Source organism: Paenibacillus sp. 2KB_22, from assembly GCF_052115745.1.
Lineage (GTDB): Bacteria > Bacillota > Bacilli > Paenibacillales > Paenibacillaceae > Paenibacillus.
Map to the genome: position 1 here is coordinate 425,750 of NZ_JBFRHG010000003.1, position 16,899 is coordinate 442,648.

2 protein-coding genes are annotated in these 16,899 nt (G+C 40.2%); both read left to right on the forward strand.

Going from position 1 to position 16,899, the window contains the following annotated elements; all coding sequences use genetic code 11:
* Window positions 1-24 precede the first annotated feature (24 nt).
* A complete protein-coding gene (locus tag AB4111_RS20820; protein ID WP_442033057.1) occupies window positions 25-7,158 on the forward strand; it encodes an aminotransferase class III-fold pyridoxal phosphate-dependent enzyme in 7,134 nt (2,377 codons plus the stop codon).
* On the forward strand, window positions 7,149-16,835 hold the full coding sequence (locus AB4111_RS20825) for an amino acid adenylation domain-containing protein (protein ID WP_442033058.1): 9,687 nt from the start codon (window positions 7,149-7,151) through the stop codon (window positions 16,833-16,835). Before AB4111_RS20820 ends, AB4111_RS20825 begins: the two co-directional genes overlap by 10 nt.
* Window positions 16,836-16,899: the final 64 nt, after the last annotated feature.

The following is a 16,899-nucleotide window of genomic DNA, read 5'->3' on the forward strand; positions in this document are numbered from 1 at the left end:
TCAGAGATGGATAGGAGTGAGCTTATGAAACAAGAGATTGATAAGTACAAATCGGCCCTCAAAAAAGCTGCAATTAAAATTGAACAGCTTTCCACGATTGTTCAGGATCAAAGAAGCAACAAGGAGATTGCTATTATAGGGTATTCTTGCCGCTTCCCAGGTGATGCATTGAATCCGGAAGGTTTCTGGAACGTATTAGCTAACGGTTTGGATACCGTTACAACAATTAGACCAGATCGATTCGAATATCACAACTATTACAGCGACAATCCTGACGACGAAGGAAAGATGGTTACTAGACATGCGTCATTTTTACAAGATGATATTAAAGCTTTTGATAATACCCATTTTGACTTATCTGCGATTGAAGCAGCGTCTATAGACCCTCAGCATAGGCTTTTAATGGAAGTTAGCTGGGAAGCAATGGAGAATTCAGCACTGAATATAGAGGAACTTAGAGGAAGCAGGACAGGCGTTTTTATAGGAATTAGTGCGTATGAATATGCTAATGCTGAATTGTTCTCAGGTGATGCTTCCGATATAACTCCATATTCCACAGTAGGCGTCTCTCTGGGCTCGGCAGCCGGTAGGTTATCTTATTTTTATGATTTCAAAGGACCTGCAATTACCTGTGACACGGCATGCTCGTCTTCCATCTCTGCCTTAAATATGGCGGTAGACAGTTTGAGGAATAACCAGTGCGATATGGCCATTGTCGGGGGCTCCAATTTATTGCTTACTCCAGAACCATTCGTAGGGCTTTCCAAATTCAAGGGTTTGTCCAAGGATGGAAAGTGCAGGGCTTTTGATGCTGAGGCAGACGGCTTTGGAAGAGGAGAAGGCTGTGGTGTCATCATACTTAAAAGGTTAAAAGATGCGAAGGATGCTGGAAATGAGGTCTCTGCACTTGTGAAAAGCGTCGCAATAGGACAGGATGGCAGGTCAAATGGATTTACGGCTCCTAACGGGCTTTCTCAACAAAGTGTCATTAGACAAGCATTACATAATGCCCAATTAACGGTTGACGATATCGATTATATTGAGACGCATGGAACTGGAACTCCGCTAGGTGATCTGATCGAAGTACAATCATTATCGGAGGTCTTTAAGAATAGAAAAGAACCGATTCTGATCGGATCTGTCAAACCTAATATTGGACATTTGGAAGCTGCTGCTGGAATGGCTGGATTGATTAAAGTCATTGCGTCTATCGAAAAGAAGAAAATACTGCCTAACATGTATTATAAAAATCCGAATAAAAACATTTCGTGGGGTAAGATCAAGATCGCTGATGAACTGATTGACTGGCATAAGCCAAGCGGAGTCAGAAGAGCTGGCATTAGTTCATTTGGCTTTAGTGGAACGTTAGCTCATGTCATCCTTGAGGAGCCAGACTCAGAAAATAGAGAGCCATTGGATGAAATGCCAACCCATCTGTTAACTCTTTCAGCTAAGAACGAAAGAGCGTTAAAAGAGTATGTAAGTTCCGTCAAGAAAGACCTGATAATCAATAAAAGTAGTATCGCAGATATCACGTACACGTCTAATATTAGTCGATCATTTATGAAATACCGGTTTTCAGCAGTCACGAGAAGCAAAGAAGAGTTGTTGAATACCTTGGAAGAGCTCCTAACCGGAGAAAACCATGAACAATTGATCCAAAAGGGTAAGCCCAATGACAAAAAAGTAGCCTTTTTATTTACTGGGCAAGGCTCTATCTATGAGGGCATTGCAAAGGATTTCTATGCAAACTCCAAAGTATTCAGAGAAACAATGAATCTCTGTAATGAGAAGTTTAAAGAGATCCTTGGCATTTCAATCCTCGATGGGATTTATGGAGAGAACACAACCCTACTCAAGAGACCACTATATTCGCAAGCTGCCATATTCTCCATTGAATATGCTTTAACAAAGCTGTGGGATACACTTGGGATTAAACCTGCTATTCTTATTGGCCATAGTATCGGTGAGTATGCTGCGGCATGTTATGCAGATTTAATCAGCTTGGATGATGTTATCCTGATGATTGCACAACGTGGAAGAATGATGGAGTCCATTGATGTGGAAGGCAAGATGGTCGTCATTCTTACGAATGTGGAATATGTCCGCGCTGCATTAGAGGAAAGCGGATGCAGGAATGTGTCGATTGCTGCGATCAATGCACCTGACAATGTTACGATATCGGGCCGAAGTGATGAGGTCGATCTTGTTATCGAAACCCTACAAGCTAAACACAAATTCTTTTTCAATAAACTCAATATCCCGCATCCATATCACTCTTCATTGATGAAAGATTATGAGGGGATGTACGAAAACAGTATTGGTGATATTACATTTTCAAGCTTAAATGTTGCGATGATATCTAGCATAACGGGAAAGTTGGAAACCGAAGAACTGCTAGGAAATAGTAAGTACTGGGTAGAGCATTTATCCAATACGGTTGATTTCCAGAGTGCAATTCAAGAAGCCAAAAGACAAGGTGTTAATGTTTTTATAGAAATTGGGGGAGATGCGACACTCAGTGGTTTGGCTAACCAATGTCTGAATGACGAGGATATTCTCATTGTATCTTCCATGAGAAGAGAAGCGGATAACTATACTCAATTGTTGAGCTCTATTCGTGCCCTATATATGAAAGGAATGAATTTGGAGTGGAGTTCATTCTATAGATCTTATGATACAAAAAGAGTGAAGCTTCCGAATTATCCTTTTCAAAAGAAAGAGCTTTGGAGAGAGGGAAGAAAAATGGTCCGTAGCAGCAGTAATCAAGTGGAAGATATTGAATCAGTGGTAGAAACGAAGGGTGTTTCTCCAATGGCAGCGACTCCACACCAAAAGCAAATGTCCAGTAATAATTCTCACATTGACCGTAAAATAGAAATTAAAGCTGAATTAAAAGAAATGATTAAAATTTTAACGGGGCTGAGTATCGAGGAAATCGAGGATGACCTAAACTTGCTTACACTTGGTGTTGATTCCTTGGTGCTCATTCAACTTAATAAACAAATAACGAACAAGTTCAACCTTTCAATTGTATTAAACATGTTTTTTAACGAATTGGATACCGTTGAGAAGATTGCCGAGCATATTGACAAACATGTGGATTGGTCTTCAGACGACGACAGCTCCAATATTGTACCCGAAGTTGGCGAGATGGAGAATGATGACCCGGATACTATGCCAAAACATAGCTTTGCTGAGGGAAGCAAGGAACGGCATTCCTCTTTAGACGCGCTGGATAACACGCGCGATGGAGTAGGCGATATGGTACACCAAATTTTTAATAGTCAGATGAAAATTATGGAGGAACAGCTTAACATTCTAAAAAATATTACGATCTCCGGCAATGATCAATCGGTATACAACAAGCAAGCAAGCTCTGAAACAAGCCTAAAACCCATTCAGGGTCAGGCTAACAGCCCAAAGGTCAAACCGGTATTGGTGGATACTAAAAGCCACTATGTTCCCTATAAAAAACTGGATTTAATTGATAATGAGAATCTGGATGAATTAAAACTGACCTATATTCGCAATTTAGAAAGAAAATATACTGTTTTCTCCAAAAAGTCCAAAGAGAATACGCAAAATTACAGAAAAGTATATGCGAATAATCGAAATGTTGCAGGCTTCAGGCCTGTCATGAAGGAAATGATTTATCAAATCGTAGCCGAGTCCGGGAAGGGATCGAAGCTTCGCGACATTGATGGCAATAACATCGTCGATTTGACAATGGGATTTGGCGTTAATTTGCTTGGTCATAACCCAAGCTTTATCAATGAAGCAATAACGGAAGAACTGGGCAGAGGAATGCCTCTGGGTCCTATGGGCAGGCTGGCTGGAACCGTTGCCGAACAGATTAGTCAGTTAACGGGTGTAGAAAGGGTAGCTTTCTACAACTCGGGTACCGAAGCTAACATGGTGGCCGTCCGAATTGCCAGAGCACGTACAGGTAAGAAAAAAATCGTTACTTTTGCGGGCTCCTATCACGGTACCTATGACGGGTTGCTTGGAATATCGTCCATCGGTGAGGATGGAGGTTTAACTACAATCCCGTTAGCTCCGGGCATTTTGGATAGCGTAGTTAGTGATTTAGTCATGCTGAATTATGATCAAGAGGCATCACTGGAATATATAAGGAACAACGCAAACGATATTGCTGGCGTCTTAGTCGAGACCGTTCAAAGCAGAAGGCCTGATGTCCAGCCCAAGGAGTTCCTCAAACAGTTAAGGGGAGTTACGGAAGAGAACGGGATTGCACTTATATTCGACGAGATCATTACGGGTTTTAGAATATCGGCAGGAGGAGCTCAAGAATATTTCGGCATCAAGGCAGATATCGTTACCTATGGAAAAGTTGTTGGCGGTGGAATGCCGATTGGGGTTGTATCTGGAAAATCAGAGTTCATGGATTGCATCGACGGAGGCATGTGGAGTTTTGGCGATACGTCGGTTCCGCCTTGTGAGGATAAGCGAACATTTGTTGCGGGAACCTTCTCACATCACCCGTTGGCGATGGCCGCAGCACACGCTTCACTAACCTATATAGCTCAGAACAAAGATACGATGTATGAGAAGTTGAATAAGAAAACGAATGACTTTGTGACCCGAGTAAACGCTTATTTTGACAGTGTTCATGTACCCATTAAAGTGGTGAACTTCGGTTCTTTGTTCAGATTTGTATTCCGCGGAGATTTTGAAGTTATTTTCTTTGGGCTTCTGGAGAAAGGTGTTTATGTATGGGAAGGAAGAAACTGCTTCTTCTCTACCGAACATTCGGACGAGGATATCGAATATGTATTTGAAGCTATTAGATTAACCATTGAAGAGATGCTCCAATCCGGTTATATGGGTGAGGTACCGTTGAAACGGCTTGAAAATCAGGAAGTTTGGTCCAAAGAAGAACAACTTGTACTTCCTATGTCATTGATTCAACAACGATTATTCACGTTAAGCTCAATTAGCAATGAAGACCCTTATAATATGGTCAACGTGTTGAAGGTTAGAGGAACGTTGGATCTTCAAAAGTTTGAAACAGTACTCAATGAAATCGTCCAGCGCCATGAAAGTTTACGAACACGGCTATTTATGGAAGACGGGGAGTTTAAACAAGAAATTGTAGAGCATGTGGATTTTAAGATTGAATGGATCAAAAACAATTCTTGTGATGACCTGGACACGCTGATTGACCAATACAGTTCCCCATTTGACTTATCGGAAGCCCCGTTGTTCAAGGTAATCTTGATTGAGGGGGAAGACAATGAAGGAACGCTTATTTTTAACTTTCATCATACAATAGCAGATGGTTTATCCATGAGCATATTTGTGCAAGATTTTATGCGTTTGTATGAGGGCGAATCTCTCATGCCCGTGAACAAGCAGTATAGACATTTTGTCAAATGGGAGACCGACTACTTGTCGTCGAACGAGAGGAAACAAGACGAACAATATTGGCTGAATAAATTATCGGGAGACATTAACCTACTGAAGTTGCCAGCCGATTTTCCGACTAAGGCCGAATCTGATTTTGCCGCAAATACAGTCAATATGAAGATTGGCTCAGAGTTAGTCCAAAATTTAAAAAGAGTGTCCATGCGTAATAAATGCTCATTATTTATGTTGTTAGCTGCGGGATTCAACCTATTGTTGAAAGAGTTGACGGGCAATGAAGAAATAGTGATAGGAACCCCGGTAACCAATCGAGCAGACGGGTCATTCAATGAAAGTATCGGTATGTTTACAAATACGATCGTGCTCAAAAGTAATCCATCGGATGAAAAGACATTAACAGCTTATCTCAATGAAGTGAAGCAAAGTTGTTCAGAAGCATATGCTCATATGTATTATCCTTTCAACTTTCTAGCGAATTATTTTAAAAAAGTGAAGAAAATGAAGGATGGTTTCATTAATGTCAGGTTTGTATATGAAAAAACGGACGAAAGAGTACTAGCTATTGATCAACTGAAAATCGAGCCTTATGAATACAAGAGCAAATTATCCGATTTTGATTTTGTCATCGAAATTCTTGAGGAAGATGGTTTGTTCAATATCAGTATGTTGTATAAGACAAGTTTGTTCAAAGAAGAGACAATCGAGAGATGGGGAGAAACCTATAAAAACATTCTAGAGTTTATTGTCCATAACGATGATCCAGGTCTTAAGCTCAAAGATTTTGCGAACATCGGACAAGCTGAAACAGACATGGTTCTACACACTGAACAGGAGCGCGATATGCTGCCGATGCTTGTGTTAAATAACGATACTAGTGCAGGTTACGCAGCTCCGCGTAATGAACTAGAAGAGGTATTAGTCCGGATTTGGGAAGTAACCTTAGGCTCTAATCCAATTGGGATCGACGATGATTTTTTTCAATTAGGAGGAGATTCGATTAAAGCTATTCAGCTTATATCGAGAGTCAGAACGAAGGACATCAACTTTGAGGCAGATCATTTATACAAAAATCCTACGATCAGGCAGCTAGTGAACGTTATTGAACAGCCCCATGCTAAACGGAGTAACAATTTCATAACGGGGGAAGTCGAGTTAACGCCCATTCAACGGTGGTTACTGGAACAAGAAGGTAAAGAGCAAACTAAATGGGCCCAATGTAGAATGTTATACAAGTCAGACGGTTTTAAGCCAGACATTGTAAGGGAAGTTATCAATAAACTATTGGTTCACCATGACGTATTAAGAATGGTGTTTAAGAATGATAACGGCAAGGTCGTTCAAATTAATCAAGACTTTAATGAAAACCTTGATGTCTTCCGCGTATATGAGCATCTGTCGGAACAAGAAGTTAAGGAGCAGTGCAGTGTAATTCGAAGCAGTATTGATCTTGAACAAGGACCATTGATAAAACTTGGATTATTCAGAATGAGAGAGGGAGACCAGCTGCTCATCGTCATCCATGATTTAGTCATCGACGAGCCATCATGGACCATTTTGCTTGAGGACTTCTCCAGCGCATACATGCAAGTAGAGCAGGGAACGGACATTGTTTTTGCTGAGAAAACGATATCCTTCAAAGAGTGGTCTGACAAACTGAGCGAATACGTAGATGCTTACCGAATTAAACGGCAGGCAGAATATTGGAAGAGCCTGAAAGGCATTAGTGTTTCAAAATTGCCCAGGGAAAGAGGTAAATTTGCATGGAGTTGAACAAACAAGTTCTTGTGCTAGGTGAACCGATTACTGAAAGGTTACTGGTACAGATCAGTAAAGCCTACAATACGAATCTGCTAGATCTTTTGTTATCTGCGTTGGCCTTGGCAATTCGCGATTGGACAAACGAAGAACATACGCTGGTTAGCTTGATCAGGCATGACCGGGATGAAGAATTAACAATGATGGATGTTAACAGAACTATCGGATGCTTCGGCGTACAGTATCCGGTTGTACTTAGAGCATACGATGAACTTAACCATACGATCAAATATACGAAAGACATGTTACGCCGAATTCCCGATCAAGGAATAGCCTATGGAATACTCAAGTATTTATCCAACGATAGCCTGAACGATGAGTCCCCTGAAATAGCCTTTAATTATCTGGGCAAGAGGGCTCATGCTGGAACAGAACATGTAGTTGAAATGACGGGAAATGGTGATGAAGCATTCTCCTCCAGACAGCCCTCCGGCGCCTATGCCCTAGAGATCGAAGCGTTATTACTGGCAGACCAATTAACAATTTCAATTGGCTACCAGCAAGATGAATTCGAAGTGGGAACCATCGAGAAACTGATGGTCGCGTATCAATCTTATTTGAATTGTTTGATTAGCCACTGTGCAGCTAAAGAAGAAACGGAAATCACTGTCACGGATATTACGCAAGAGAACATAACGATGGAACAGCTCTACAAGTATAAAGATGAGTTGCATAATATTAAAAACATCTACCCTCTTGGCCCCATGCAAGAGGGTATGCTTTACCATGCCTTAACGGATGAGCAGGATATGTATATGAATTTATCTTGTTTTCAGGTCGAAGGGCAAATGGATTTGGACAAGTTGAATAAGGCTCTTAATCTCGTCGTTGAACGGCATGATATTTTAAGAACAGTGTTTGATTATTCTTCATTTGACCAGAGTATGCAGGTCGTATATAGAAGCAGACAAGCAGAGGTCGAGTATATTGACATTACGCATCAAGGAGACGATAAAGAAGCGTGTTTAGATCAATTAATCAAGCAATATCGTAATATGCGCTTTGATCTAGGCCAAGATAAGCTGTTGCGCATTGTGCTTGTTCGAATGGAGGAGAACAGATACAGCATAATCTCCCACCTGCATCACATTCTGATGGATGGCTGGTGCAGCAGCCTAATATTAATTGAATTTTTCAAAATCTATAACGAACTGAAGCATGGGATCAAGGCTGATTTAAATGAAGCAGTGCCTTATGTTTCCTACATTGAATGGTTGAAAAATAAAGACATCGAGAAATCAAAAGCGTACTGGAAAGATTATCTTCAAGAATACAATCAGATCACAAAAGTTCCTTTCGAAAAAGAAAATAAAACGAATGAAGTCGACATTAAAGAACGGGCACTCATCTTGAATAAGCAAAAAACCTCCAATTTAACTCGCATCGCTCGGCAATGCAAGGTGACGGTGAATACCGTGATCCAAAGTGTCTGGGCAATTTTGCTTAGCAAATACAATAATACGGATGACATTGTTTACGGATATGTCGTATCGGGAAGAAGTGTCGAGATAAAAGGCGTGGAGGTTATTCCAGGCCTATTCATTAATACCATTCCACTTCGAGTGAAGTTCAGTGACACCCTGCATGTTCCAGATTTGCTGAATCGGATTAGTGAAACTACGCTACAAAATAACAAACATGACTATGTAAGTCTAGCGGAGATCCAAAATCTCGGTGCGGTTAAAAACAATTTGATCAGCAGCCTTCTTGTATTTGAGAATTATCCGATTGATGAAAAACAATTAAATGAAGAAATTTTGAAAAACAATGATCTGAAGATACTTAATTCTGAATTTGTATTACCTTTCCAGCTTATTGATGGAACGAATTATAACTTAACGTTGGTCGTTAACCAAGACGACAAAATGGCAATCAATTTCATCTATAATGGTAACGCTTACTCTGCTGAGAGCATAGCCAACATCATTAGTGGATTTGAAACTCTTGTCGATCAAATTATTGAAAAGAGACATCTATATGTTGAAGAACTAGAAATCATTAATGAACGTGATAAGAATCGGATTCTTTATGAGTTTAATTCGCGAGCCGATTACTCGCATGATAAAAGCATCATTCAGTTGTTTGAGGAACAAGCCAATAGAGTGCCCCATCATACAGCATTGATCTATGAGGATATAACTATTAGCTATCAGGAACTTAATGAGAGAGCCAATCGTCTGGCCCATTACTTAATTCATAAGGGAGTAGACAGCAATGTATTAGTCGGCATCATGGGAGAACGGTCGATTGAAATGGTGACCGGAATTCTGGGAATTCTGAAAGCTGGCGGAGCCTATTTACCTATTGATTCAAAATATCCGACTCAAAGAATAAAAATGCTTCTTGATGATTCAAGTACTGGAGTTTTCCTTGTTCAATCGACCCATATGGATGTGATACAAGAACTTGATCGCCGTGTCGAGATTATAGTGACGGATCATATCGAGAGGGAGTTGGCATCGGAAAGTTCTGAGAATCCGGGATGCTCCGACAACCCATCTGATTTGGCGTATGTGATGTATACTTCCGGCTCAACAGGCAAACCGAAGGGAGTTATGGTCGAGCATAAAAGTGTTGTAAGGCTTGTAAGAAATACGAATTACGTTCAGTTCTCTGAAGGAGATCGGATTCTGCAAACAGGAGCCATGTTCTTTGATGCCTCTACATTCGAAATTTGGGGGGCTCTGCTAAACGGAATCGAACTGGTCCTGGTTGAGGAGCAAACCTTCTTACATGCAGAGAAATTGGGACAGGAAATCAAGAATAAACACATTACGACAATGTGGCTTACCTCCCCGTTATTCAACCAATTGGTCCAACAGGATGTGAAGATTTTCGCGGGACTCAAGACGCTTATTGTGGGAGGAGATGCGCTATCATGGGAGCATATTAATCAGGTAAGAACGGCTCACCCAACACTGAAGCTGGTTAATGGTTATGGTCCTACGGAAAATACAACATTCTCTACCTATTATGTCATCGGGGAGGAATTTTATAGGCCGATTCCTATTGGTAAAGCGATAAGCAATTCAAAGGCGTATATCGTTGATCGCCACAACCATCTGCAGCCCATTGGAGTTGCGGGTGAGCTGTGTGTCGCCGGAGCAGGGTTGGCTCGCGGTTACTTGAACAATCCGGAATTAACGTCAGAGAAGTTTGTGGAGAATCCGTTCGAACCGGGAACGTTAATGTATATGACGGGCGATTTAGCCCGCTATTCGTCGGATGGGAATATCGAATATATGGGTAGAATTGACGAACAGGTCAAAATTCGTGGCTTCCGAATCGAACCAAACGAAATTGCTCAGCAATTGTTGCTACACGAGAGGATCCGGGATGCGATTGTAGTCGCTCGTACAAGCAAGGGCGGGGAAGCATATTTGTGCGCGTATGTAATTACCGATGCGGATCTGTCCGTATCGGCGTTGCGGGAGCATATGGCTGTATTTCTGCCAAGCTACATGATTCCATCGTATTTTATACAGATGGATCGACTTCCATTAACCCCTAATGGAAAGGTAGATCATAACTCGCTGCCAGAACCAGATGGCGAAGTACATACTGGGACGGAGTATGCGGCGCCCCAGAATGAGATGGAGTATGCCATTGCGCAGGTCTGGGAAAAGTTACTTGGCGTGAATAAGATTGGAATTCACGACGATTTCTTCGCTTTAGGCGGCGATTCCATCAAAGCCATTCAAGCCGTCGCTCAGATGAACAATAAAGGTTATGCCTTTGATATTAAGGATTTGATGAACAGCGGTACAATCAATGATATGCTCCCTCATCTAAAACAGAGAAGAAAGACCATCGATCAAAGCAATGTAACAGGTGACATCGAGCTGACTCCAATTCAATTATGGTTTATTGAGCAGGATTCTATCAAGAAGGATCATTTTAACCAGGATTTGATGTTGTTCAGAAAAGATGGTTTTAGTGTAGATAGGATCGAGCGTGCATTTGAGAGTATTGTACAGCATCATGACGTTCTCAGAGGGATATTTGCTGACGGCAAATTAATTAATAGAGAAGCAACCTCTAATTTGTATGAACTGAGTATCTACGACTTCAGGGGAGAAAAGATTGAAAATGATTTTATCACAAGCCTGTGCACCGAGCTCCAAGCAAGCATGAAGCTGGCGAAAGGTCCATTAGTCAAATTAGGTCTGTTTAAAACAGATAATGGTGACCATCTGCTTATTTCTATCCATCATATGGTTGTAGATGCTGTTTCATGGCGAATTATTATAGAGGATTTTGACTCGCTCTATAATGGGCAAGAACACAGATTACCTACAAAAACGACATCCTTCCAAGAGTGGGCGAGCGTTCAAAAAAAATATGCAGCCGGATTCATACTGAAAAATGAATTGAAATACTGGAATAGCCTTAGCCAATGGAAGATCAAGAAGCTCAAAAAGGACATGGAGCCTAAAAGTGTGGTTGGCGCTAAACTAATCAACAAGACAATCGTATTGGATAAGTCATATACGGAAAATTTATTGACTAAAGTAAATAAGGCGTATTCAACGGAAATCAACGATATCCTTTTGTCTGCTTTGACGTTAACGATTGGAAGCTTCAACGCAACTGACCGAATCATGATTAATCTGGAATCGCACGGAAGGGAACACATTGTTGATGATGTCGATATTACAAGGACGGTCGGATGGTTTACAAGCCAGTATCCAGTCGTACTACACACCAAAGATAACTTGTCGAATTTAATTAAACATACCAAAGATACGCTTAGAAGAGTCCCTCGGAAAGGAATCGGTTATGGAATACTTAAGTACTTGTCACCTTTTGAATTAAAGCATATAGATCAACCAGACATCGCTTTTAACTATTTGGGACAGTTCGATGAGAGTATTTCAGGAGAAAACTTTACGTTATCCGATGTATCACCAGGAGATTCCGTGAGTAAAGATAGTAGTAGGTTGCAGCCGCTGAGTATATCAGGAATGGTACTTCACAAAGAACTTAGTCTGACATTGAGCTACATTAGGGAAGAATACACCGATGAAACCATTGATGAATTGATGAAGCATCTTCTTGAAAGCTTGAAAAGAATCATCGATCATTGCATATCCAGGAATCATGTTGAAGTAACCGCATCAGATCTCACGGACGAGGATATTTCAATGGATGATCTGGACCCTTACATTGGGGAAATCGAAAATATTAAACGCATTTATCCGCTAACCCCGATGCAGGAAGGATTGCTGTTCCATTCGATGGCTGATCAAAATGAATCCTACCATGTCAATATGGAACTTCGGGTATCCGGAGAACTGGACATACCGTTATTTAAAAGGACTTTTCAGGAGCTTGTTTCCCGCCATGATGTCTTCCGAACGAGTTTCGACTGTACCAGCTTCAAGGAAAACATGCAAATTGTTCATAAATCGAGAGAGGCTGCGTTCAACTACATCGATATCACGGATGTACAAGATGATAAGGAAGCCTATATTGAACAACTGGTTATGGAGGATAGGAAGAAAGGCTTCGATTTATCCAAAGATACGCTAGTAAGACTGTTTGTGATAAGGCTAGACGAGCACCAATATAGCTTATTACTAAGCAACCACCATATTATTTTGGACGGATGGTCGTTTGGCATCATTAGTGGCGAGTTGTTCGACATCTATAACAGTTTTTTATGTAATGCTGCTACAGAAGAGAAGAAAGTGAGGCCGTACGAGGAGTATATCAAGTGGATAAGTCTGCAGGATAAGGCTGAAGCCTTGAATTATTGGTCCACGTATCTGAAGGGATACGATAATAAAATCGAAATTCCGTTCAAAAAAGTTTCCGTTACCCAAGGAAAACCGCAAGAGGTTGTTCTAACCCTTGATTCTAGCGTGACCAAGAAAATTGAAGCTCTGGCCAAAAGCAATAATGTTACCATTAATACGATCTTCCAGAGCGTATGGGCGATTCAACTGCAACGATACAATAATGTTGATGACGTTGTATTTGGTTTTATCGTATCGGGAAGAACAACCCAAATAAACGGTATTGATGAAATGGTGGGTCTTTTTATTAATGCCATTCCATTGCGAGTGAATACAAAGCATGAGAAAAGGTATACGAAATTGCTGCAAAGGATCAAAGCGGACTTTAATGAAAGCGAGGCTTATCAATACTGCCCGATCGTTGAAGTTCAAAAGTTTACAGAGGTAGGCACTGGTCTCATTAATGGATTGATGGTTTTTGAGAATTATCCGATTGATCAAGATATGGTCAACAAAAACAATCAGGATCAAGTTAATCTCTCAATCCGTTCATCTCGAATCTTTGAGGAAACCAACTACAATTTTAATATCAAAGTTATTCCAGAAGAAGATCAATTGGTAGTGAAGTTCGACTATAATGATGGAATTTACGGGGAAGAAGAAGTACTGAAAATAAAAAAACATTTCTTCAATATTTTGAACCAAATTATCGCTAATCAAGATATTAGGATCGATGAAATTGAGATCTTAGAACTAGATGAACGTAACGAATTACTAATGGACTTTAATGCCACCTATACGGATTATAATATGGATAATACGATCCATGAGTTGTTTGACTATCAAGTTACGAACAACCCTGAAAAAAAAGCAGTTATATTCGGTGCAGATTCCATAAGTTATGGTGAGTTAGATAAGAGAGCAAATGTAATAGCTAAAATTCTGCGAGATAAAGGCATAGGTGTAGAGTCTATCGTGCCAATCATGATTGGTCGGTCCATTGACATGGTTGTTGGTGTACTAGCTATCTTAAAAGCAGGAGCTGCCTATCTTCCGATTGATGAGAACTATCCTCAGGATCGGATCAATTATATCTTACAAGATAGCAAAGCGGAGATTATGCTTTCTACCCATAAGCTTGTGGAAGTGAAATCCCTTGAAATTAAAGAGATGGTTGATATAGAGGATAAAGGGCTCTACAAACATGTTGCGGAACGAATCGATAATATTAATTGTTCCAATGATTTGGCTTATGTGATCTACACCTCGGGAACCACTGGGAAACCTAAAGGGGTTATGATAGAGCACAAGGGAGTCATTAATCTGAAGTACTGGTTTGAGCGCGATCTTGGGATAGGGAATGATGAACATATACTGCAATTTGCGAGTTTTGCCTTTGATGCCTTCTCGTGGGAGCTCTTTATGACGGTATTACTAGGAAATACACTTTGCATTCCTGATAAAGATGTATTGCTCAGTTCTAATTTGTTGAACGAATTCATGAAATCACATGCGATTACAACAATAACAATCCCTCCATTTGTAGCGGCTGACATTGAGGCAAGGGATGGACTGAGACGAGTGATTACAGCAGGGAGCGAGCTGAGATATGAGCAGATTTCCCATCTGCTTGAAAAAGTAGATGTGATAAATGCATATGGACCAACGGAAGATACGGTGTGTACAACTACTTGTAATCTCTCCCATGATGACAACATGAAAATATCTATCGGAACTCCAATTCGTAATCATCAGGTGTTAATACTGGATATCAACAATAGACTTGTGCCTACGGGCGTAAATGGTGAATTGTGCATCGCAGGTATTGGATTAGCAAGAGGATACTTGAATAATGAACCGTTAACTAAACAAAAATTTATAACCAATCCCTATCAACAGAATGAGGTTATTTACAAAACAGGTGATATGGTGAGATGGACCCCTGATGGGAATATCGAATATGTAGGAAGAGTCGACCAACAGGTTAAAATTAGAGGTTATCGGATTGAAATAGGTGAGATTGAACAGAGCATGTTACAGTTGCCGGAGGTATCTCAGGTTGCCGTTATCGACAAGGAAATGAATGAGGCAAAGTATCTTTGTGCCTATTATGTATCTGAGAAGGAAATAGCAATACACGTATTACGTGAATCGTTAGCTAAGGAATTGCCTGCCTATATGATACCTGCGTATTTCATTAGAATGGACTCGTTACCATTTAATCTGAATGGAAAAGTGGACCGCAAGTTATTGCCTGAATTAAAGGGCGTCATAACAACGGGGACCCCATATGAGGAAGCACAAAATGAAGTGGAAAGTCTGATGATTTCCATTTGTAAGAATGTATTAGGGCTTACGAAACTGGGAGCGAGAGACAATCTTTTCGAAGCTGGGGGAGATTCGATACGTATTGCGAAGATACACAAAGAACTAACCAAGGAAAATATCCATATTTCTATCAAGGATTTTTTCTTCTATGAGAATGTACGGGATATTTATAATAATTGGAACAATAAAGAAATTGGTGAAGAAAGTGAAAAGGCTACGGAAGTCCTAACGCTAAGTGTAATAAATGGGAGGCAAGAACTAACGGATCAGCTCCATGCCTTTAGTTCTGCACTTGTAAGTAACAATAAAGTCTTAAAGGTTTATCCGCTATCAGCGATGCAACAAATTATGCTCGACACAAACAAAACGTATAGCGGTTCAATAATGGAGTTTCGCCACAAGATCAATGTGCATCTGCTGAAACAAAGTATTTGGCGTGTCATTAACGATCAGGGCTTGTTAAGAAGTGTATTAATTAAATCAGATCATAGAGTCATGGTCCAAGAGTATAACACGGTTAAAGGGATTGATATACCATATGTAGATATGGAGTATGCGAGTGAAGAGCAGAAAGAAAATATCCAGGCATACATCAACGAGCTTTATGGAGAATATGCAGTACGTGCAAATGAATGTGATACATTGTTGTACAAAATAATTATTATCAGATATTCCGAAAGCAGCTATAAAGTTTATCTACCATGTAACCATTTAATCTTTGATGCAATGAGTTCCGAAATCATTCAAGCGAGTATACGACAAGCTTATTTGAATGATGGTGAGCAAAGGGCGCAAAAGCCTTTGCAGTATGATCATTACGTGAGCGAACTCTTGAAAGGACCGCAAGGGGTAACAGAAAAAGAACTGATCGAGAGGTTTCATTTAGATGATTTTCATCGTAGTTTCAGTCAGTATATGAAGAAGTATAAAGAGACCTTGTTAATTAATACAACCATTTCCATTCCATTGACAGTCGAAATTATCGAATCCATGGAAGATAAGTCGTGGGAGATATCTTTGAAACTATTTCTAAAAATCTTAGAACTGAATTTCGGACTCAAGACAATACCGTTTGCACTTATGCACACTGGAAGGAAGTACAAATCAAATAATTATTTCAATACAGTTGGGGCGTTTATTGATATACTCCCTATAAGCCTACCATGTGATCCTCAAAATCAAGCTTTCGAGAAAATCAATGAATTAACCAGTTTTGCTTATGAGCATAACATTAACTTTGCAGCTTTACTGACGGAAGCAGATCTGAAGAACAAGTACAAGAAGGTAAATCGTACACTAAATAATATTCTGGCCTCTGAAACGATTAATATTCCTATCTTCAACTATATGGGGCTGTATGATTCTCATTCAGAAATGAAAGAAGAGATTAACGGAATGAAGGAAAAGTATGCTGGAGATCCGAATAACTTATCAACTGAGATCAGTATTGCAAGACATGAAAATGAGCTCAGGATTAAATTGTTTTGTGAAGAGGATAAAATAATTAGTATTACAAAAGAAATCCAAACCTATATGGATTCCATGAATAAATTGCTCCTCACTTGAATGGATGCGTGGAACGACATGAATAGAGAATAGTGGTACATCAATAAAAAACGATATGACTCAG

What these genes read in the sequence shown, in the direction of transcription:
- AB4111_RS20820 (WP_442033057.1), top strand. Translation starts at nt 25, where the DNA reads ATGAAACAAGAGATTGATAAGTACAAATCGGCCCTCAAAAAAGCTGCA.
- AB4111_RS20825 (WP_442033058.1), top strand. Translation starts at nt 7,149, where the DNA reads ATGGAGTTGAACAAACAAGTTCTTGTGCTAGGTGAACCGATTACTGAA.